At 65.9% G+C, this 20176-nt stretch carries 17 protein-coding genes and 4 pseudogenes; 5 read left to right on the forward strand and 16 right to left on the reverse strand.

Features of this window, described 5'->3' with window-relative positions; all coding sequences use genetic code 11:
* Nucleotides 1-85: 85 nt before the first annotated feature.
* Together rnt and pyrC are read right to left on the reverse strand one after the other, a co-directional pair.
* Entirely contained in the window at nucleotides 86-760 is a 675-nt protein-coding gene (gene rnt / locus BAY1663_RS06170) for a ribonuclease T (protein WP_037038661.1), read from the reverse strand.
* Nucleotides 757-1800, reverse strand: a complete 1044-nt coding sequence (pyrC, locus tag BAY1663_RS06175) for a dihydroorotase (RefSeq protein WP_037038662.1) — start codon at nucleotides 1798-1800, stop codon at nucleotides 757-759. Before pyrC ends, rnt begins: the two co-directional genes overlap by 4 nt.
* A 172-nt stretch (nucleotides 1801-1972) precedes the next feature.
* On the opposite strand from pyrC, the gene BAY1663_RS06180 reads away from it, so the two are divergent.
* The 3 genes from BAY1663_RS06180 (at nucleotide 1973) to gloA (ending at nucleotide 4705) form a co-directional block, all read left to right on the forward strand.
* Nucleotides 1973-2866 (forward strand): OmpA family protein, encoded by an 894-nt coding sequence (locus BAY1663_RS06180; protein ID WP_037038664.1) that lies wholly within the window; start codon nucleotides 1973-1975, stop codon nucleotides 2864-2866.
* Between the two features lie 100 nt (nucleotides 2867-2966).
* On the forward strand, nucleotides 2967-4184 hold the full coding sequence (locus BAY1663_RS06185; RefSeq protein ID WP_037038667.1) for an argininosuccinate synthase: 1218 nt from the start codon (nucleotides 2967-2969) through the stop codon (nucleotides 4182-4184).
* Nucleotides 4185-4312: 128 nt separating this feature from the next.
* The gene (gene gloA / locus BAY1663_RS06190) at nucleotides 4313-4705 is read left to right on the forward strand and encodes a lactoylglutathione lyase (RefSeq protein ID WP_037038671.1); all 393 of its coding nucleotides are present in this window, start codon (nucleotides 4313-4315) and stop codon (nucleotides 4703-4705) included.
* A 388-nt stretch (nucleotides 4706-5093) separates the two neighbouring features.
* Here the strand turns inward: gloA and BAY1663_RS06195 are convergent, their stop codons facing one another.
* The 8 genes and pseudogenes from BAY1663_RS06195 to rsxA form a co-directional block, all read right to left on the reverse strand.
* Nucleotides 5094-5273 carry a PA3496 family putative envelope integrity protein gene (locus BAY1663_RS06195; protein ID WP_003282969.1) on the reverse strand — a complete coding sequence of 60 codons (180 nt, stop codon included), beginning with the start codon at nucleotides 5271-5273 and terminating at the stop codon, nucleotides 5094-5096.
* A 109-nt stretch (nucleotides 5274-5382) separates the two neighbouring features.
* Entirely contained in the window at nucleotides 5383-6021 is a 639-nt protein-coding gene (gene nth, locus BAY1663_RS06200; RefSeq protein WP_037038674.1) for an endonuclease III, read from the reverse strand.
* 100 nt (nucleotides 6022-6121) lie between these two features.
* The gene (locus tag BAY1663_RS06205; protein WP_037038676.1) at nucleotides 6122-6835 is read right to left on the reverse strand and encodes an electron transport complex subunit E; all 714 of its coding nucleotides are present in this window, start codon (nucleotides 6833-6835) and stop codon (nucleotides 6122-6124) included.
* A pseudogene (gene rsxG, locus BAY1663_RS23340) lies at nucleotides 6832-7601 on the reverse strand (electron transport complex subunit RsxG). Before rsxG ends, BAY1663_RS06205 begins: the two are co-directional and overlap by 4 nt.
* A gap of 1 nt (nucleotide 7602) precedes the next feature.
* Nucleotides 7603-8630, reverse strand: a pseudogene (locus BAY1663_RS06215) (RnfABCDGE type electron transport complex subunit D).
* A gap of 54 nt (nucleotides 8631-8684) precedes the next feature.
* The gene (rsxC, locus tag BAY1663_RS06220; RefSeq protein ID WP_037038681.1) at nucleotides 8685-11354 is read right to left on the reverse strand and encodes an electron transport complex subunit RsxC; all 2670 of its coding nucleotides are present in this window, start codon (nucleotides 11352-11354) and stop codon (nucleotides 8685-8687) included.
* A complete protein-coding gene (gene rsxB / locus BAY1663_RS06225; RefSeq protein WP_037038683.1) occupies nucleotides 11351-11926 on the reverse strand; it encodes an electron transport complex subunit RsxB in 576 nt (191 codons plus the stop codon). The genes rsxC and rsxB overlap by 4 nt, the downstream gene beginning before the upstream one ends.
* Nucleotides 11923-12507 (reverse strand): electron transport complex subunit RsxA, encoded by a 585-nt coding sequence (gene rsxA, locus BAY1663_RS06230; RefSeq protein ID WP_003282096.1) that lies wholly within the window; start codon nucleotides 12505-12507, stop codon nucleotides 11923-11925. Before rsxA ends, rsxB begins: the two co-directional genes overlap by 4 nt.
* A gap of 195 nt (nucleotides 12508-12702) precedes the next feature.
* Here rsxA and BAY1663_RS06235 point away from each other — a divergent pair, with 195 nt between their 5' ends.
* Entirely contained in the window at nucleotides 12703-13083 is a 381-nt protein-coding gene (locus BAY1663_RS06235; RefSeq protein ID WP_037038685.1) for a hypothetical protein, read from the forward strand.
* A 107-nt stretch (nucleotides 13084-13190) separates the two neighbouring features.
* Here the strand turns inward: BAY1663_RS06235 and BAY1663_RS06240 are convergent.
* The 3 genes and pseudogenes from BAY1663_RS06240 to BAY1663_RS06250 all read right to left on the reverse strand — a co-directional run bounded on the left by BAY1663_RS06240 (nucleotide 13191) and on the right by BAY1663_RS06250 (nucleotide 16577).
* Nucleotides 13191-14296, reverse strand: a pseudogene (locus BAY1663_RS06240) (enoyl-CoA hydratase/isomerase family protein).
* 70 nt (nucleotides 14297-14366) lie between these two features.
* Nucleotides 14367-15185, reverse strand: a complete 819-nt coding sequence (locus BAY1663_RS06245; protein ID WP_037038687.1) for an enoyl-CoA hydratase — start codon at nucleotides 15183-15185, stop codon at nucleotides 14367-14369.
* A 147-nt stretch (nucleotides 15186-15332) separates the two neighbouring features.
* Nucleotides 15333-16577: a substrate-binding protein gene (locus BAY1663_RS06250; RefSeq protein ID WP_037038689.1), complete on the reverse strand. Its 1245-nt coding sequence runs from the start codon at nucleotides 16575-16577 to the stop codon at nucleotides 15333-15335.
* Nucleotides 16578-16827: 250 nt separating this feature from the next.
* Here BAY1663_RS06250 and ung point away from each other — a divergent pair, with 250 nt between their 5' ends.
* Entirely contained in the window at nucleotides 16828-17523 is a 696-nt protein-coding gene (gene ung, locus BAY1663_RS06255) for a uracil-DNA glycosylase (RefSeq protein ID WP_037038692.1), read from the forward strand.
* Between the two features lie 39 nt (nucleotides 17524-17562).
* Here ung and BAY1663_RS06260 read toward each other — a convergent pair whose 3' ends face one another.
* The 3 genes and pseudogenes from BAY1663_RS06260 to BAY1663_RS06270 all read right to left on the reverse strand — a co-directional run bounded on the left by BAY1663_RS06260 (nucleotide 17563) and on the right by BAY1663_RS06270 (nucleotide 20117).
* Nucleotides 17563-18081: a DUF4142 domain-containing protein gene (locus BAY1663_RS06260; RefSeq protein ID WP_037038694.1), complete on the reverse strand. Its 519-nt coding sequence runs from the start codon at nucleotides 18079-18081 to the stop codon at nucleotides 17563-17565.
* Between the two features lie 200 nt (nucleotides 18082-18281).
* A pseudogene (locus tag BAY1663_RS06265) lies at nucleotides 18282-19117 on the reverse strand (HDOD domain-containing protein).
* 52 nt (nucleotides 19118-19169) lie between these two features.
* Entirely contained in the window at nucleotides 19170-20117 is a 948-nt protein-coding gene (locus BAY1663_RS06270) for a folate-binding protein YgfZ (protein ID WP_037038697.1), read from the reverse strand.
* Nucleotides 20118-20176 lie beyond the last annotated feature (59 nt).

Consider the following 20176-nt stretch of genomic DNA (forward strand, 5'->3'; position numbering starts at 1 on the left):
GGCCCGCGCACCGATGGCGCGGGCCTTGCCGGCAATCAGATGCAGGCCGCCCGCGCCGGGCGGCCCTTGGCTGGGGGCGACGCGCTCAGTCGTCGAACTCTTCCCAGCCGCCCATCTCCTTCCAGCGGTTGACGATGCCGCAGAACAGCTCGGCGGTTTTCTCGGTGTCGTAGCGGGCCGAGTGGGCCTCGCGACCGTCGAAGTCGATTCCCGCCGCCTGGCAGGCCTTGGCCAGCACGGTCTGGCCGTAGGCGAGGCCAGCCAGAGTCGCGGTGTCGAAGCTGGAGAAGGGGTGGAAGGGGTTGCGCTTGATCTCGCAGCGGGCGATGGCGGCGTTGAGGAAACCCAGGTCGAAGCTGCTGTTGTGGCCGACCAGGATCGCGCGCTTGCAGCCACTGGACTTCACCGCCTTGCGCACGCTGCGGAAGATCTCGCCGAGCGCGTGCGATTCGGCCACCGCCATGCGCAGCGGGTGGTCGAGCTTGATGCCGGTGAACTCCAGCGCGGCAGCCTCGATGTTGGCGCCGGCGAAGGGCTCGACGCGATAGAACAGGGTGTCCTGCGGGTAGAGCAGGCCCTGTTCGTCCATGCCGATGGTCACCGCGGCGATTTCCAGCAGGGCGTCGGTGGCGCAGTTGAAGCCGCCACACTCGACATCGATCACCACCGGCAGGAAACCGCGGAAGCGCCGCGCCATGGGCGAGCGCGGCTTGCCGGGCAGATGGCCCTCGAGTTCGTCGTCGAAACTGTCGTCGCTCATACGCTCTCCTCCAGGCGCCAGTGCAGGCGTTCACCGGCGCGCAGCGGGACGACCACCTGCTCGCCGAACGGCAGGCTGGCCGGTACGTCCCAGTCCTGGCGGACCAGGGTGATCTGCTCGGTGTTGCGCGGCAGGCCGTAGAAGTCCGCGCCGAAGTGGCTGGCGAAGGCCTCCAGCTTGTCCAGCGCCTGGCGTTGCTCGAACGCGGCGGCATACAGCTCGATGGCGGCATGCGCGGTATAGCAGCCGGCGCAGCCGCAGGCGGCTTCCTTGGCGTGCCGGGCATGCGGCGCCGAGTCGGTGCCGAGGAAGAATTTCGGGTTGCCGCTGGTGGCCGCGTCGAGCAGCGCCTCCTGGTGCAGGTTGCGCTTGAGCACCGGCAGGCAGAACAGGTGCGGGCGGATGCCGCCGACCAGCATGTGGTTGCGGTTGTACAGCAGGTGGTGCGCGGTGACGGTGGCGCCGACGTTGTTGCCGGCCGCCTCGACGAACTGCACGGCATCGCGGGTGGTGATGTGCTCGAAGACCACCTTCAGCGTCGGGAAGCGCGCGGTCACCCGGCTCAGTTGCTCGTCGATGAAATATTTTTCGCGATCGAAGATATCGATTTCGCCACGGGTCACTTCGCCGTGGACCAGCAGCGGCAGGCCGACCTCGGCCATGGTTTCCAGCACGCCGAAGATGTTGTCGATGGCGGTCACGCCGGAGGCCGAGTTGGTGGTGGCGCCGGCCGGATACAGCTTGGCCGCATGCACGAAGCCGCTGGCCTTGGCCTGCCGGATGTCGTCGGGGCTGGTGCTGTCGGTGAGATAGAGCACCATCAGCGGTTCGAAGCGACTGCCCGCCGGGCGCGCGGCGAGGATGCGCTGGCGATAGGCCGCGGCTTCGTCGGCGTTGCGTACCGGCGGCACCAGGTTGGGCATGATGATCGCGCGCGCGAACTGGCGGGCGGCGTCGGCCACCGTATGGGGCAGGACCGCGCCATCGCGCAGGTGGATGTGCCAGTCGTCGGGGCGCAACAGTGTGAGTCGGTCGGACATGCGGGTTTCCAGGCGGGTGAAACGTGCGCGAATGCTACCGGAAAAGCCCGCTCACGGCATCTTGCCGAAGGACGGGCCGCTGCATTCGCGGCCTGCGGGCCGGATGCCGTACTCAAGTTTTGCCCATGCGCACCGATACGCAACAGGAACACGCATCCTCCCGGAGCTCATCGTGCGCCTGCGTCCTCTCGTAATGCTGTGCCTGCTGGCCTCACCGGCCAATGCCCTGACGTTCCAGACCCGCCTGGAACGGGTGCAGTGGCAGGTCGAGGGCGATCAGTTCGAGTGCCGGCTGGTGCAACCCATCGCCGGTTTCGGCAGCGGTGAGTTCGTGCGGCGCGCCGGCGAGCAGGCGATCTTCCGCCTGCAGTCGCCGCAGCGCTGGCTCGGCGCCGGCTCGGCGACCCTGCTCGCGGCCGCCGCGCCCTGGCAACCGACGCGCAGCGATATCAACCTGGGCGTGGTGTCCGTGGGCGGCGGCGAGATTCCATTCAACAGCACCCACCTGCAGGCCGGCCGGTTGCTCAGCGGCTTGCTCGAAGGCCGCAGCCCGGTGGTTCGCCATCGCGCGCTGCACGGTGGCGAGGCCCTGGAGATTCGCCTGCTGCCGGCGCGCTTCGGCAAGGCCTACGAAGATTACCGGGCCTGCACCGCCAAGCTGCTGCCGGTGAATTTCGATCAGGTACGCCAATCGCAACTCGGTTTCCCCAGCGCCGACGTGGTGCTGGACCCACGGGCGCGGGCGCGGCTGGATATCGTCCTGCAGTACCTGCGCGCCGACCCCAGCGTCAATCGCATCCTCCTCGACGGCCACTCCGACAACAGTGGCAATCGCCTGCTCAACCGCGACCTGTCCCGCCGCCGCGCCCTGGCGGTGCAGGACTACCTGCTCGCCAACGGCGTGCCGCAGGAGCAGATCACCGTGCGCTTCCATGGCGAGCGCTACCCGCTGGTGGCCAACAGCAGCGAGGCCAACCGGGCGAAGAACCGCCGCGTGACCCTGCGCCTGGAGCGCGAAGCGATACCGGCGGCCGCCTCGGCCGCCACGGCAGGCCCATCGTCCTGAGCAGGCTCTCCGCATGTCGACATGGCCGCGCGCCCCTGTAAAACCGCGGCCGCGATCGGTAGAATCACGAGTTTTCCGTACAACCCGTGGAGCTGATGGCATGGCGGACGTTAAGAAGGTGGTTCTGGCCTATTCCGGTGGCCTGGACACCTCGGTGATTCTCAAGTGGCTGCAAGACACCTATAACTGCGAAGTGGTGACCTTTACCGCCGACCTCGGCCAGGGCGAGGAAGTCGAGCCGGCCCGTGCCAAGGCCCAGGCGCTGGGCGTGAAGGAAATCTTCATCGACGACCTGCGCGAAGAGTTCGTCCGCGATTTCGTCTTCCCGATGTTCCGCGCCAACACCGTCTACGAAGGCGAGTACCTGCTGGGTACCTCCATCGCCCGTCCGCTGATCGCCAAGCGCCTGATCGAGATCGCCAACGCCACCGGCGCCGACGCCATCTCCCACGGTGCTACCGGCAAGGGTAACGACCAGGTGCGCTTCGAGCTGGGCGCCTACGCGCTCAAGCCGGGCGTCAAGGTCATCGCCCCCTGGCGCGAGTGGGACCTGCTGTCGCGCGAGAAGCTGATGGACTACGCCGAGAAGCACGGCATCCCGATCGAACGCCACGGCAAGAAGAAGTCGCCGTACTCCATGGACGCCAACCTGCTGCACATCTCCTACGAGGGCGGCGTGCTGGAAGACACCTGGACCGAGCACGAAGAGGACATGTGGCGCTGGACCAAGTCCCCGGAAGCCGCGCCGGACGCCCCGACCTATATCGAGCTGACCTACCGCAAGGGTGACATCGTCGCCATCGACGGCAAGGACATGACCCCGGCCCAGGTGCTGACCGAACTGAACCGCATCGGTGGCGCGAACGGCATCGGCCGCCTGGACATCGTCGAGAACCGCTACGTCGGCATGAAGTCGCGCGGCTGCTACGAGACCCCCGGCGGCACCATCATGCTCAAGGCCCACCGCGCCATCGAGTCGATCACCCTCGACCGCGAAGTGGCCCACCTGAAAGACGAGCTGATGCCCAAGTACGCCAGCCTGATCTACAACGGCTACTGGTGGAGCCCGGAGCGCAGCATGCTGCAGCAGATGATCGATGCTTCCCAGGTCAGCGTGAACGGCGTGGTGCGCCTGAAACTGTACAAGGGCAACGTCATCGTCGTCGGCCGCAAGTCCGACGACTCGCTGTTCGACGCCAACATCGCCACCTTCGAGGACGATGCCGGCGCCTACGACCAGGCCGATGCCGGTGGCTTCATCAAGCTCAACGCGTTGCGCATGCGCATCGCCGCCGGCAAGGGCCGCACCTTGTTGTGAGCTTCAAGCTTCAAGCTTCAAGCTTCAAGCGGCGGGAGCGCGCTTGTGGCTTGAGGCTTGCCGCTTGCAGCTAAAAAGCCCTGGCCCATGACGCCGGGGTTTCATTTTCTGACCGTGAGGAAGATGACATGCGTCTTTTGCATACCATGCTGCGTGTCGGCGACATGGACAAATCCATCGCCTTCTACACCGAAGTGCTGGGCATGACCCTGCTGCGTCGCAAGGACTACCCGGAAGGCAAGTTCACCCTGGCCTTCGTCGGCTACGGCGACGAGGCGCACAACAGCGTCATCGAACTGACCCACAACTGGGGCGTGGACAGCTACCAGCTGGGTGACGGTTACGGGCATATCGCACTGGAAGTGGAAGACGTCTACAAGGCCTGCGAGGACATCCGTGCCCGTGGCGGCAAGATCACCCGCGAGCCGGGCCCGATGAAGCACGGCTCGAGCATCCTCGCCTTCGTCGAAGACCCGGACGGCTACAAGATCGAGCTGCTGTCGCCGCAGCGGGGCGACTGAGCGGCCGATACCAAGCCTATGCCCCCGTGTTGCTCGCAGTGCGGATGTGTTTCGGATGTCCGTAGGAGGCGCCTCCGGGTCTTCGACGCAGCGCCGTCGCGCAGCAAGCAGAGTGCAGTCGCAGGTCACTCTTCGAGAAAGCCGCATTGAACACGGCGCCCGTAGGCGCCGGGGGGATGCCGAGTCCTTGCCGGCGATCATCGGCGCTGCGGCGGATCGCCCGCAAGCGGGCTCCTACAAGCGCCCCGGGCTTCACTGCGGGCCATGCCCGCTAAGCTTTTGTGCGCTGGGTGTTCGCGGCATGGCCCGCTCCTCCGGGGGGTATGTCCATCCGTAACAGCCAGCCCTGCCGTAGCCTATGAAAAAGCCCCTTACGGGGCTTTTTCGTTTACAGGTCGAAGTCGAAGTCGTTCAACTGTTTCTGCAGGCGGCGTTCCTCGAGCAGGTTGTCGATGATCCGGCGCTTGGTCAGATTGGTCTTGGCGACCTCGACCGGGGCTTCGCTGCTCTCGTCGTCATCTTCGGCGATGAAATCGTCTTCGATCTGAATGTCTTCTTTCTCGGCCACTTGTTCACTCCAAGGCTACGGGGGCGCTCTTGGCGCACCTTATAGCGGCAAATCCGGGGCCGGTAAAAAAGTTTTTTTCAATCGCCAGGCAAGATTTTTACGTGCGCGATCAATCGTCCGAAGTCTTGTGCTGGTACTCGCACAGGTCCTCGATCCGGCAGCTGCCGCACTGCGGTTTGCGCGCCTTGCAGACGTAGCGCCCGTGCAGGATCAGCCAGTGATGGGCATCCAGCAGGTATTCCTTGGGCACGAACTTGATCAGCTTGCGCTCCACCTCCAGCACGTTCTTGCCCGGGGCGATGCGGGTGCGGTTGCTGACCCGGAAGATGTGCGTGTCCACCGCCATGGTGAACTGGCGGAACGCGGTGTTGAGCACCACGTTGGCGGTCTTGCGGCCGACGCCGGGCAGGGCCTCGAGCGCTTCGCGGTTGTCGGGGACCTGGCTGCCATGCTTCTCGATCAGGATGCGGCAGGCTTCGATGACGTTCTTCGCCTTGCTGTTGTACAGGCCGATGGTCTTGATGTATTCCGACAACCCCTCGACGCCCAGTGCATGGATCGCCTCCGGTGTGTTGGCGACCGGGAACAGCCTGGCGGTGGCCTTGTTCACGCCGACGTCGGTGGCCTGCGCCGAGAGGATGACGGCGATCAACAACTCGAAGGGCGTGCTGTAGGCCAGTTCGGTCTTCGGCTCGGGGTTGTCCTCGTGGAAGCGGCGGAAGATTTCCCGGCGTTTCTCGGCGTTCATGCAAACAGCTCCAGGCTTCGGGCCACAAGCGCCAAGCCGGAGGCCGATGTCTGAACCGCTGCCGCTTCTGCTTGCCGCTTGAAACTTGCCGCTTGCCCCCTCATTCGATCACTCCAGTCACGCGTACCCGGCGGTTGACGGTGGGCGCGACGGGTTGCGTGGCGCGGGCCCGCTCGGCGAGCCGCTCGTCGATACGGTTCTTCAGGGCGATCAGCAGGCCGAGCACGATGAATGCGCCAGGCGGCAGGATCGCCAGCAGGAAGCCCTTGTAGTCGCTGAACAGGGTGAGCTGCCAGTCGCTGGCGACGGGGCCGAATAGCAGGTGCATGTTGGCGAACAGGGCGCCGGTGCCGAACAGCTCGCGCAGGCCGCCGAGCACCACCAGCACCAGGCAGAAACCCAGCCCCATGACCAGGCCGTCGAAGCCGGCCACCAGCGGGTTGTGCTTGGCGGCGAAGCCGTCGGCGCGGCCGAGGATCACGCAGTTGGTGGTGATCAGCGGGATGAAGATGCCGAGGATCTGGTACAGCTCGTAGGTGAAGGCCTGCATCAGCAACTCGATGCAGGTGGTCAGCGCGGCGATGATCATCACGAAGGCCGGCAGACGCACGGCGGTGTTGACCACGCCACGTACCAGCGACACGCTGATGTTGGAGCAGGTCAGCACCAGCATGGTGGCCAGGCCCAGGCCGAGGGCGTTGACCGTCGAGTTGCTCACCCCGAGCAGTGGGCAGAGCCCGAGCAGCTGCACCAGTGCCGGGTTGTTCTTCCACAGGCCGTTGACGGTCAGTTCGCGGTAGCTGGGCGCACTCATGGCTGGTCCCCCTCCGGTTTGACTTCAGGTTCGCTCGCGCGCAGCGCGTCGCGTGTCGCGGCGTCGCCGCGCGGGAATGGGTGGTGACTTCGGCGGGGTCGCTCTGGTCGTCGAGCGGCCCCGACGCTTCCGCCGTGCCGGCATCGGTCGTCAGCAGTTCGGCCTTGTGCGCATCGAAGTACTGCAGCGCGCGGTGCACCGCGGCGACCACCGCGCGCGGCGTGATGGTGGCGCCGGCGAACTGGTCGAATGTGCCGCGGTCCTTCTTCACGGCCCAGCCCTCGGCTTGCGGGTTCTCCAGCGACTTGCCGTCGAAGCTGCGAATCCACGGGCTCTTGGTCAGCTCGATCCTGTCGCCTAGGCCGGGTGTCTCGCGGTGCCCGAGGACCCGCACGCCCGCTACCCGGCCATCGGCCCAGATGCCCACCAGCAGGTGGATGGCACCGCTGTAGCCATCCGGGGCGATGGCCTGGAGGATCACCGCGCTGGGGCGACCGTCCTTGATGGCGATATAGGCCGGTAGCGGGCTCTTGTTGCCCAGCAGGCGATCCTGGAGCAGGACGCTGTGGTCCGGCAGGGCGTTGTCGTAGCTGCCGGCGGGAAGGATCTCGCCCAGTGCGCGCACCTGCGCGGCACGTTCGGCGGCCTGGATGCGCGCGGCGGTACCTTGCTGGAGCAGGGTCACGACGCCAACGGTGACGATGGCGAACAGGCCCAGTACCGCGGCGTTCTTCAGCATCGAGCGGCTGATTTCCGGAAGCATCATGTCATTCGCCCAGCTTGAAGCCGCGCTCGGCCTTGCGATGGCCGTAGGTGCGCGGGCGGGTGTAGTAGTCGATGGTCGGCGCGGCCAGGTTCATCAGCAGCACGCTGAAGGCCACCGCGTCCGGGTAGCCGCCCCAGGCGCGGATGACGTAGACCAGGATGCCGACGCCGGCGCCGAAGATCAGGCGGCCGCGCGGGCTGGTGGCGCTGCTCACCGGGTCGGTGACGATGAAGAAGGCGCCGAGCATGGTGGCGCCGCTGAGCAGGTGAAACAGCGGCGAGCCGTTGCTGTCCGAGCCCGAGCCGTTCCAGAACACCAGGCTCATCAGCGCCAGGGCGCCGAGCATGCCGACCGGCGCATGCCAGCTGAACAGGCGCTTGTGCAACAGGAACAGGCCGCCGGCGAGGAACGCCAGGTTCACCACTTCCGAACCGATGCCGCCGAAATGGCCGAAGGCGGGATTGCGCCAGAGCTCGTCGATGGTGAGGCTGTTGTTCACTTTCAGCACGTCCAGGGCGGTGGCCTGGGTCCAGCCATCCGGCAACGAGGCGATGCCGAGGATGTGCTGCAGGCCGCTGCCCAACCCGACGCTGTGCGGCACGGGCCAGGTGGTCATCTCCACCGGGAAGGAGATCAGCACCACCACGTAGCCGATCATCGCGGGGTTGAAGGGGTTCTGCCCGAGCCCGCCGTAGAGCTGCTTGCCGAAGACGATGGCGCAACCGCTGGCGATCAGCGTCAGCACCATGGCGAATACGGCGGCAATGCCAATGCCAGCAGCACGGCGGTGACCAGTGCGCTGCCGTCACGCAGGAAGAAGCCGACCGGGCGCTGGCGCAGCCTGAGGATCGCGGCTTCGAAGGCGAGTGCGGTGGCGCAGGTCCAGGCCAGGTTGATCAGGGTGCCGGCGCCATACAGCCAGGTCAGGGCGACCACCCCGGGCAGGGTAGCCGCGAGTACCAGCAGCATGACGCGCTGGGTCCGGTTGGCGCCCTTGGCGTGGGGCGAGGTGATGCGGGGCAGGGCCATTGGCTCTCCGGTCTAATGCTTTACCTGAAGCGGGCCCTGGATGGGCCCTCTCCATCAGTGATCCTGGTATTCCGCCAACTGACGCTCGGCCTGGTCCAGACGCGCCCGGGCGGTTTCCAGCGCGGCCGGCTCGGCGTTTTCCTCGCGCTCCAGCTTGCGCAGGTCGGCACGGGCGAAGGCGACTTCGGTCTTGAGCTCGCGCTGGCGCTCGTCCACGCCGGGCTTGGCGGTGCGCACCAGCTGCGGTGCCGGTTTGGCCGAGGCGTCTTCGGCGGCATGCAGGGCCTGCTCGGCAGCGGCCAGGGCGTCGCGCAAGCGGCCCAGTTCGGCTTCCTCGGCACCGGCCTTCTCGGCCTTCTTCAGCTCGGCGCGCTTCATTGCCAGCTCGATCTTGGCCTTCTTCAGCGCTTCGTCGCCGGCCGGCTTTGCGGGCGCGGTCGGCGCCGCGCTCTGGGCTGCGGCCAAGGCCTGCTCGGCCTCGTGCAGTTGCTGGCGCAGACGGGCGAGTTCGGCCTGCTGGTCGTCATCGGGGGTTTCGAGCTTCTCCAGCTTGCGGATCTGCGCCTTGAGCATGGCGGCCTCGATCTTGGCCTTCTTCAGCGCTTCGTCATCGGCCGGCTTGGCCGGGGCGGTCGGTGCCGCACTCTGGACTGCGGCCAAGGCCTGCTCGGCCTCGTGCAGTTGCTGGCGCAGACGGGCGAGTTCGGCCTGCTGGTCGTCGTCGGGGGCTTCGAGTTTCTCCAGCTTGCGGATCTGTGCCTTGAGCATGGCGGCCTCGATCTTGGCCTTCTTCAGCGCTTCGTCGCCGGCCGGCTTTGCGGGCGCGGTCGGCGCCGCGCTCTGGGCTGCGGCCAAGGCCTGCTCGGCCTCATGCAGTTGCTGGCGCAGACGGGCGAGTTCGGCCTGCTGGTCGTCATCGGGGGTTTCGAGCTTCTCCAGCTTGCGGATCTGCGCCTTGAGCATGGCGGCTTCGATCTTGAGCTTCTTCGCCGCCGCGTCGTCGGCTGCCGGTGCCGCGGCAGGTGCCGGCGTCTCGGCCATCGCGGCATCGAGTGCCCGCTGTGCGGCCTCGGCGGCGCTGCGCAGCTCGGTGACCTGGGCTTGCAGTTCCGCGGTGGCGTGCGTCGCCAGCTGTTTTTCGGCTTTCTTCAGCGCGACCTGGGCCATGCTGGCCTCGATCTTGAGTTTCTTCTGCATGTCCGACAGGCCGCCGGCCTTCGGCGCCTCTACGCTTGCGGGCGAATCGCCGGCATTCGCATCCTGCGCCTGCGCGGCCTTGGCGCGGGCTGCCCGCTCGGCACGGGCCTTGCGTTCGGCCTCCTTCTGCTCTTCGGCCCGGCGCAGACGCTCCTGCCGCAGTTCGAAGCGTTGTTTGGAATGCTCGGCTTTCCGGTGCTTGTGTTCCTGTTCGCGAATCTCGCCCTTGGCGGCGCGGTAGTACTGCACCAGCGGGATGCTCGACGGGCAGACGTAGGCGCAGGCGCCGCACTCGATGCAGTCGAACAGGTGATGGGCCTTGAGCTGCTCGTGTTCCTGGCCGAGGGCGAAGAAGTGCAGCTGCTGCGGCAGCAGGCTCACCGGGCAGGCTTCGGCGCACTCGCCGCAGCGGATGCAGGGCAGCGCCGGAGGCGGCGCGGGGAGCTCGTCGAGCGTGCTGGCCAGCAGGCAGTTGGTGGTCTTGATTACTGGCACGTCCAGCGCGGGCAGGGTAAACCCCATCATCGGCCCGCCCATGATCAGGCGGTTGAGCCTGGCCGGCTCGAGCCCGGCGAGGGCCAGCAGTTCGTTCACCGGCGTGCCGATCAGCACCTCGACGTTCATCGGGCGCGCCAGGGCTTCGCCGGTCAGGGTGGTGATGCGCGAGATGAGCGGCTTGCCGAGCAGCACCGCATCATGGATGGCGACGCAGGTGCCGACGTTCTGGCAGAGCATGCCGATGTCCGCCGGCAGGCCACCGCTGGGCACTTCTTCGCCGGTGAGGATCTGGATCAGCTGTTTTTCCCCGCCGGAGGGATACTTGGTCGGGAATGCCTTGAGCACGAACGGGCGTTCGCCGATGGCCGCGCGCACGGCGGCGATGGCTTCGGGTTTGTTGTCCTCGATGCCGATCAGCACTTCCTGCGGTTGGAGCAGGTGCGCCAGGACCTCGATGCCGGCCACCAGCTCGGCGGCCTTTTCGCGCATCAGCAGGTCGTCGGCGGTGATGTAGGGCTCGCATTCGGTGCCGTTGATGATCAGGGTGCGAATCTGCTGCGTCGGCGGTGGCGTCAGCTTGGCCGCGGTGGGAAAGCCTGCGCCGCCGAGCCCACTGATACCGGCCTGGCGGATGATTTCCAGCAGCGCTGGCCGCTCCAGTTGGCGGTAATCGGCCTGTGGCTGCAGTTCGATCCATTGGTCCTGGCCGTCGCTTTCGATGACGATGGCCTCGCCGAGCATGCCCGAGGCATGCGGATAGGGCTGCGCGCCGATGAAGCTGACCACGCCCGAGGTTGGCGCGTGCAGCGGGGCACTGACGAAGCCGTTGGCCACGGCGATCCGCTGGCCCTTGAGCACCCGTTCGCCGAGCGTCACACAGGGTTCGGCCGGCGCGCCCAGGTGCTGCGCCAGCGGCAGGATCAGGCGCTTGGGCAAAGGCGCAGGTTGGATCGGGGCGCGATTGGACAGTTCCTTGCGCTCCGGCGGATGAATGCCGCCGTGGATGTCCCAGACTTTGAAGGAGGTCATGCGGCCTGCTCCCGATCGGTGGCGATCAACTGGCCGGGCGCCGGCGGCCGATTCCATTTCCAGCTTTGCAAATTGCTGCCCAGCGCGATCATGTCGATGCAGTCCACCGGGCAGGGTTCGACGCAGAGGTCGCAGCCGGTGCATTCGGAAACGATGACGGTATGCATCTGCCGTGCGGCGCCGACGATGGCATCCACCGGGCAGGCCTGGATGCACTTGGTGCAGCCGATGCATTCGGCTTCGCGGATGTAGGCGACCATCTGCGGTTTTTCGCCACCTTCGGCGTCCAGCGGCTCCGCCTCGACATCGAGCAGGTCGGCCAGCGCCTGGATGGTCGCCTCGCCGCCCGGCGGGCACTTGTTGATCTTGTCGCCGCCGGCAATCGCCTCGGCGTAGGGCTTGCAGCCCGGATAGCCGCACTGGCCGCACTGGGTCTGCGGCAGCAGGGCATTGATCTGTTCGGCGATGGGGTCGCCCTCGACGCGAAAGCGCACCGCGGCGAAGCCGAGAATGGCGCCGCCCAGCAGGCACAGGGCGAGCAGGGCGAGCACCGCGATGATGACCGCGCTCATAGCTTGATCAGCCCGGTGAAGCCCATGAACGCCAGCGACATCAGGCCCGCCGTGACCATGCCGATCGCTGCGCCCTGGAACGATTTCGGTACGTCGGCGATGGCGATGCGCTCGCGCATGGCGGCGAACAGCACCAGTACCAGCGAGAAGCCCAGGCCGGCGGCGAAACCGTTGACCGTGGCGGTGAGGAAGGTGAATTCGGCCTTGTTGGCGTTGAGCAGGGCAACGCCGAGCACGATGCAGTTGGTGGTGATCAGCGGCAGGAAGATGCCCAGTACGCGATAGAGCAGCGGGCTGGTCTTGTTCACCACCATCTCGGTGAACTGGACCGTGACGGCGATCACCAGGATGAAGCTGATGGTGCGCAGGAATTCGAGATCCAACGGCTTGAGCACATACTGCTGCACCAGATAGCTGCACATGGCGGCCAGGGTCAGTACGAAAGTGGTGGCCAGGGACAGGCCGATGGCGGTCTCGATCTTTTTCGAGACGCCCATGAACGGGCACAGGCCGAGGAACTGCACCAGTACGAAATTGTTGACCAGGATGGCGCTAACCATGATCAGGGCGAGTTCGGTCATAAGGTTCCGTCGCGCGCTGCGAGAGCCGTGGAGCTAAAGGGTCGCTATTATCGGGAAGCGGCCGCGGCCATACAAGCTGCGACAGCCCGTCGCGGCGAGCGGATGGTGCGAGCGGCCGGTTGTCCGCGGTCTCAGCACATGCCTCGCCATTGTGGTCTGATGCATGGAAGCCGGTGACACCGTTCGGAGGTGCCCATGAACATGCGTTCTGCCTTGATCCTGCTCTGCCTGAGCCTGGGGGCCACCTTGCCGGTGCATGCGGATCGGCGCGACGGGGTCTGGGTTTTCCAGTCCGAGAGCCCCCGCTACTACAGCCCCGGCTATCGTTATGACAGCCGGCCATACCAGTACGATCCGCGCAGTCCCTATCCGCAATACCCGCATTATCAACGTAACCTGCCGCCGCGTTATCAGGGGCAACTGCCGCCGCAGTACTACGACCGTCACCGGGGCTTCGAGCGACGCCAGTACTGGCGCCAGGAGCATCGTTATCAGCGCCCGCCCTCGATCCGGGATGGGCGCGATCAGCGGCTGCGGCCGCATTACGACCGGGGTGGACGCTACTACCGGCGTTGATACGTAGGTTGGGTCGGGGCGCGCAGCCTGAGGCGCGCAGCGACGAAGCCCAACAGAACCGTGCCGATCCCGTTGGGCTTCGCTGCGCTCAGCGCCAACCTATCCGTTCAGGCCAGGTCGACCAACGGGTGCGCACCTCCCAGGTCGGCTCGAAATGTGCCGCGACCACCGCCGGGGGAACGCTCTGGACGTCGCGCCAATGCCAGTGTGGCAGGTCATCCCGGTCGAGCAGGTAGGCACGCACGCCTTCAGCGAACTCCGGGTGACGGCAACAGTTCAGGCTCATTGTGTATTCCATCCGCAGCGCTTGGGGCAGTGAGAGCCGGCGGCCGCGCTGCAGCTGCTGCCAGAGCAGATGGGCGCTCAGCGCCGAACCCCCTGCAAGGCGAGTGGCGGCCTGGGCGAACAGCGCGTCGGCGTCGCCGGCCAGTGCGGTCACCGCATGCCAGGCATGGGGCAGTTCGGCGACGTCGAGCAGGCTGTCGATGCGACTGCGGCGGGGCAGCAGCTGCGCAGGCGGCAATTGCTCGACGGCCTGGTTGGCCAATGCCCGGAGCAGGCTGTTGAGCTGGCTGGCGGCCTGCTCCTGCCAGTTGATCTGCGCCAGGCCCTCGATCAGGGCGGGTTGCTGCTGCGTGGCGAGGCAGCGATCGGCGAGTCCGAGATCCAGCGCGTCGCGGGCGTTGGCCTGGATGCCGGTGAGGCCGATGAACAAGCCCAGCTTGCCCGGCAGGCGCGGCAGGAACCAGCTGGCGCCGACGTCGGGGTAGAGGCCGATGGCAACCTCTGGCATGGCCAGGCGGCTGTCCGGTGTGACGATGCGAATCGCCGCGCCTTGCAGCAGGCCCATGCCACCGCCCATGACGTAGCCGTGGCCCCAGCAGAGCAGCGGCTTGGGATAGGCATGCAGCAGATGGACGAGACGGTACTCGTCGGCGAAGAAGCGCTCGGCCAGGGACGGTACCGTGCCCGGCGTCTTGCGGCAGGCTTCGGCCAGGCGGCGAACGTCGCCGCCGGCGCAGAACGCCTTGGGGCCATGGCCGCGCAGCAGGACGCAAACGATGGCCGGATCGCTGGCCCAGCGCCGGAGTTGATCGAGCAGCGCCTCGATCATCGGCAGGCTCAGGGCGTTGAGGGTACGCGCCGCGTCCAGGCTGGCGATGGCGATGCGGCTACCCTGCAGGGCGGAGTGCTCTTCGAAGCTGACGTTCATGGACATCCTCGACGCTGGGGGCTGGCGACGGGCATGGCGGCGGTCGACGCCGCGACGCGCGGCAGGGCGGTCATCGGTTGCGCCAGCGCGGGTCGCGTTTTTCCAGGAAGGCGTTGACGCCCTCGAGCGTGTCCTCGGCCTCGAACAGTCCGACGAAGGCCTCGCGTTCAGCTGCGGCGAAGGTATTCGGCAGCCGACGGCGGGCCCCGTCGATCAGTGGCTTGATGGCGCGTATCGCGACCGGGCTCTGCTGGGCGACGCGTGCGGCGAGCAGCAGGGCGTGCCCCCGCGCCTCGCCCGATTCGACCACCTGTTCGACCAGGCCGATGCGCAGAGCGGTGTCCGCGGTGATGCGTTCGCCGCAGAGGATCATGCGCTTGGCCCAGCCTTCGCCGACCAGCCAGGCCAGGGCCTGGGTGCCGCCGGCGCAGGGCAGCAGGCCGACCGCAGCCTCCGGCAATCCCAGCTGCGCCTGCTGTTCGGCGATACGCAGGTCGCAGGCCAGCGCACACTCCAGGCCGCCGCCGAGGGCGAAGCCGTTTATCGCGGCAATGGAGACGCCGCGGAAATCGCGCAAGGCTTCGAAGGCTTCGCCGAAGCGCCGGGCCATTTCCTGGGCGCGGTTGCGATCGCCGTCGGCGAACAGCTTGAGATCGGCACCGGCACTGAAGAATTTCTCGCCCTGGCCGCAGATGACCAGGGCATAGATTTCATCATCGCGGTTCAGGTGTTCGATGACCTGCTTGAGGCCGATCAGGGATTCGCGATCCCAGGTATTGGCGGGGGGATGGTTGATGGTGATCAGCGCGGTGTGACCGTGCTTCTCCACGGTCAGCTTGTGGGTCAGGTCGAAGACGCCGGCTTGATAGGGCTCTACAGCAGTGCTCATGGACGCAATCCTCGTGAGTAGGGGCTCCGTTGCTGGCGGTTCTGCCGCTGCTTCTGTTCAGAGTCCTTCTGCTGCCCAGGGTTGCAGCCGTCACGAGCCGGAAAGCCCCGCCGGGATCGCCGCATGGTGGGCGATCCCGTGCTTGTGTCACTGTAGCCCAGTCGGCTGGCTGCCCGCGCGACGCTCTTCCTGCCACTCGGCCAGGGAGGGGGCTGCCTGGTCGCCCGCCAGGCGGTGGACGATTTCGAAGTAGTCCTGCTTGAAGCGATCCTTCAGAACCTCTTCGCGTGGCTTCACGCGTACCGCATAGACGGTCTGCACGTTCTGGTGGTCGAAGCCGCGCCATTGCTGCTGGTCCTTGAGCAGGCGGTAGTTGTGATTCTCCAGGGCGGCAATCACCTGCTCGCTGCTGATGCTCTTGGCGCGGGTGGCGGCATCGGCCCACTGGTAGACGATGCTGTAGGCCGAGGCGGCGGAGCTGGAGGGATGGATCTGGTAGCGCTCGCCGAAGTTCTTCACGAAGGCCTTGCCGGGTTCGGAGCCTTCGAGGTCGGGCACGCGCCAGGTCCAGGGCTCGGTGCCGAGCACGCCGCGCATGATGTCGGGGCCCGCCAGCTCGACCATTGACAGCGTCAGGTTGGGAATGGCGATCTGCATCTTCTTGTTCAGGCCGAGTTCGTCGGCGATACGCATCGCACGCACCATGTCCTCGCCGAAAAGCACCAGGACCAGTACGTCGGCTCCGCTGTCGGCGGCTTTTTCCAAGGCGGCCCGATAATCGGAGAGGCGAGCGCCGGGAAAGGCGGTCTTGATACCGGGGTGCCTGTTCTGGTCGACGGTTCCGGTGGCCTGGCGCAGCGAGCTCTCGCTGGTGTGTCCCCAGGTGTAGTCGGAGGTGATGTAGAAGTAGTTCTTGCCCGGCATGTTCTCGTTCAGGTACTGCCCCAGCACCCGCGCACTCATCCAGGCGTTGTTGCACTCGCGGAACATGTAGCGGTGGCCGTCCTTGCCGGTGGTGTCGTTGGAGTAGGTGAGCGTGCCGAAGTACAGCAGGCCGCGCTCCTTGGCGCGCTTGCTGGCCGCGATGGCGACGGCACTGGACACGCCACCGAAGAGCATGGCCGCGCCTTCGTCGGCCATCTTGTCGACGTTGGCGATGGACTTGTCGGGGCGTGAGGCGCTGTTGCGGCTGATCAGCTGCAATGGGCGGCCCAGGACGCCCCCCGCCGCATTGATCTCGTCGATGGCCATGAGGGCGCCGCGCATCTGCGCCAGGCCTTCTTCCTTGTAGCTGCCGGTACGGGGGTAGTTGAGGCCGAGCGTGATGGGGTCGGCAGCCTGAGCCGTAAGGCAGAACCCCAGCCCTAGCGCCAAAAGGGTAATCCGCTTCATTGCATGTTCCTTGTTTTATCGCTTTTGTTATTGGTTTATTGGCAGTGGGCCTTTTTACCCCCGAGAGGCAGGGCCGTCACTCTTTATGTGGCTTCACGGAGTGCGGTTGCATCAGTACGTGAGCCAAGTGCGATTATGACTAAAGGAGGGGGCCGGCATTTGCGCTGAAGCAATGCATGCGCAGCTGCGAGCGTTGACAACCATGGGCGACTTTTTTAGGGTTCGGCGGTTTGGCCAACCGGAAAATCCCATGACTCAAGATGATCGCATCAAGCTCGAGGCGGGCTGGAAGGCCGCGCTGCGGGACGAGTTCGACAAGCCCTACATGCAGCAGCTCGGAGCATTCCTGCGCAGCGAGAAGGCGGCCGGCAAGGTGATCTATCCGCCAGGGCCGATGATCTTCAATGCGCTCAATTCGACGCCGCTCGATCAGGTCAAGGTGGTCATTCTCGGCCAGGACCCCTATCACGGTCCCGGCCAGGCCCATGGCCTCTGCTTTTCCGTGCAGCCGGGCGTGGCGCCGCCACCATCGCTGCAGAACATCTTCAAGGAGCTCAAGCGCGATCTGAACCTGGACATCCCGCGGCATGGCTATCTGCAGCACTGGGCGGAGCAGGGGGTATTGATGCTCAACACCTCGCTGACCGTGGAGCGGGGGATCGCCGGTTCGCATGCCAATGCCGGATGGCAGCGCTTCACCGACCGGATCATCGAGGTGGTCAGTGAACGGTGCCCGCATCTGGTGTTCATGCTCTGGGGCGCGCATGCACAATCGAAGGCGAAACTGATCGACGCCACTCGGCACCTGATGCTGAAGTCGGTGCACCCGTCACCGCTGTCGGCGCATCGTGGCTTTTTCGGCAATGGTCACTTCAGCCGTGCCAATCAATTCCTCGCGCAGCAGGGGCTGACGCCGATCGACTGGCAGTTGTCGGCAGAGGTGTGACCCGATGCCTCCGGGCGCGGCATCGGGCGCGGGGTGCGATCAGTCGTTTGCGCCGTGCTTGGCTTGCAGCTCCTTGGCATGCTGCAGGTGCTGTTCGAGCTTGGGCAGCGTGGTTTCGGCGTACTGCTTGAGGTCGGGGTTCTCGCCGCTTTCCAGGTACTGGCGGTACAGTTTGATGGTCTGCTCGTGGGCGACGACCTGGTTGTTGGAGTAGGCCTGGTCGAAGTTCTCGCCATCGCGCCACTTGAGGATCATGACCTTGGCCTTGTCCATCAGGGTCGCCTCATCGGACATTTCCAGATCCTTTTCCTGGGCCAACTGCGCGAGTTGCTGATTGGCCTGGGTGTGGTCATCGATCATCATCTGTGCGAATTGCCTCACATCCTCGGAGGTGCCTTTGTCCAGGGCGATTTTCGCGGTTTCGATTTCGGCAATGCCTTTGGTGGAGGCCTCATCGACAAAGTTTTCCCCTTCTGCAGCCAGGGCCATGTTGGCGGCCAGTCCGAGCAGCAGAGCGAAGGCGCCTGAGAAGATAGTCTTGGTTGTTGTTGTAGCCATAGCGTTCTCCTTCATCTACCTGAGGGCTCGTGCCGGCCTGGAGCGCGATGCACGAAGCGCGATGCGGCGAGATTGCCGTCCCTTTCTGTGACTGGAGCGTCGCAGGGGCGGTTCCTCGCCTTCGGGCGGACGGTGGGCTGGTGGGCTGGGGTGGCGCTGAACTGACCAGGCAGGCCCCTGGGGCGCGCCAGGGGAAAGGCTTACTGGAGCATGGTCATGGCGGCATCCATGGCCGCCGAAAGATCTTCGTCTTCGTGCATCAGCGAGCTCGGGTCCAGGCCCAGCTTGGCGAAGGCCGGTACCTGGCGCCAGTCCAGCTGGGTATAGGGATGGCTGCTGCGAGGTGGCTTTGCAGCGTGGCGACCTGGACGATGTCGACGTAGTCGACCGCGGCGGAGTTGCGCTGGAAATCGGTGTATTGCCCCGCCACCGCGGCGATCGCGTCGGGGAAATCCCAGGTGCGCAGGATTTTCTCGCCGACCAGTGGATGGATCTTGTCGATGACATGGTTGAGGCTGATGGAGTCGGCGAGCAGCGCGCCGTGCTCTTCGGCATAGGTCAGCACCGGCAGGATGCCGATCTGGTGGACCAGGCCGGCGAGCGTCGCCTGGTCCGGCATCAGCCGGGTGTAGTGGCGGCAGAGCACATGGCTGATGGCCGCGACCTCGGTGCTCTTGTTCCAGACCTCGCGCATCTTGCGGTCGACGACGTCGGTGGTGGCCTGGAACATCTGTTCCATGGCCAGGCCGGTAGCGAGGTTGCAGGTGTAGTTGATGCCCAGACGGCTGATCGCCGTTTGCAGATCGTCGATCTCGCGGCTGGTGCGCAGCAGTGGGCTGTTGACCACCTTGATAATGCGCGCGGTGAGGGCGGCGTCGTTGCCGATCACCTTGCTCAGCGCGGGGATGCTGATGTCCGGGTCTTCGGCGGCTTCGCGGACCCGCAGCGCTACCTCGGGCAGGGTGGGCAGGACCAGTTCATCGTTCTCGATGGCCAGGGTCAGTTCGCGCTGGACTTTTTCGGCAAGGGTGCTCATGTCATTCCTTTCATGTGTCGGTCGGCATCGCCCGGGCGTACGGCAGGCTCGCCTATCGCTGGATTTCCCGGTCCGGATCGAGGGCGTAGGGCAGTTCGAGCAGGCTCAGCGGCAGCCCGTCGGGGGAGCCGAGGAATATCTGGCCGTCGGCAACGGCATCTTCCTGCAGCACGGCCAGCAGCTCCATGCCGTCGGCGCTGGGGGCCGCCAGCACTACCTCGCCGACGCTCGAGCCGTGCACCGGCGAGAAGAGTTCCACGCTGGGGGCGGGCAGGGCATCCTGGCCACTGTCGCCGGCCAGGTGGTACAGGCGCCGTTTGAGCTTGCCCAGATACTGCATGCGCGCGACGATTTCCTGCCCGGTGTAGCAACCCTTCTTGAAGCTCACGCCGCCGAGTGCCTGCAGGTTGATCATCTGCGGGATGAACAACTCGCGGGTGCTGCCGAACACCTGGCCGATGCCGGCGCGAACCTGGTCGAGCAGCCAGCGTTGCAGGGGTGCTTCTTGCAGTTGCGCGCCCAGGCGCAGGCGGGCTTCTTCGGCCTCGGCGGCGGGAACCCAGAGTTCGGCGCGGCCATCGGGCAGGCGAATCGCAAGCAGTCCGTTTGCGCGTACCACCCGGTCTGCGGCCTGCGGCAGATCCAGCCCCAGGCTGACCAGAGCGCCATCGCCATCGGCGAGGCCGAAGCGGCACCAGGCCGCGCTTTCATCGGTCAGGCGCGATTTGGAAAACACCGCATATTTGCCGAGATCGGCCTGTTGCGGCTGCAGCAGTTCGCTGGCCATGGCCAGCAGGTAGCCGTCGTTGTCGGAGAGGATGCGGAAGCTCGACTGCATGCGGCCCTTGGGCGTACAGCGCGAGCCGAGGCTGGCATGGTCGGCGTCGAGATAATTGAGGTTGCAGGTCAGCTGGCCTTGCAGGAACTTGCTGGCATCCGGGCCGCGCACGGCAAGGACGCCTTCATGAGACAGGACGCAAAAATAAGCAGTGTCGGTCATGATGAGTCGTCGTCAGAATCCGGAGGCTCATCATAGCAGGCCGTGCAAACGGGTTGCGT

The sequence above is a fragment of the Pseudomonas sp. BAY1663 genome (assembly GCF_000582595.1).
GTDB lineage: Bacteria > Pseudomonadota > Gammaproteobacteria > Pseudomonadales > Pseudomonadaceae > Stutzerimonas > Stutzerimonas stutzeri_AF.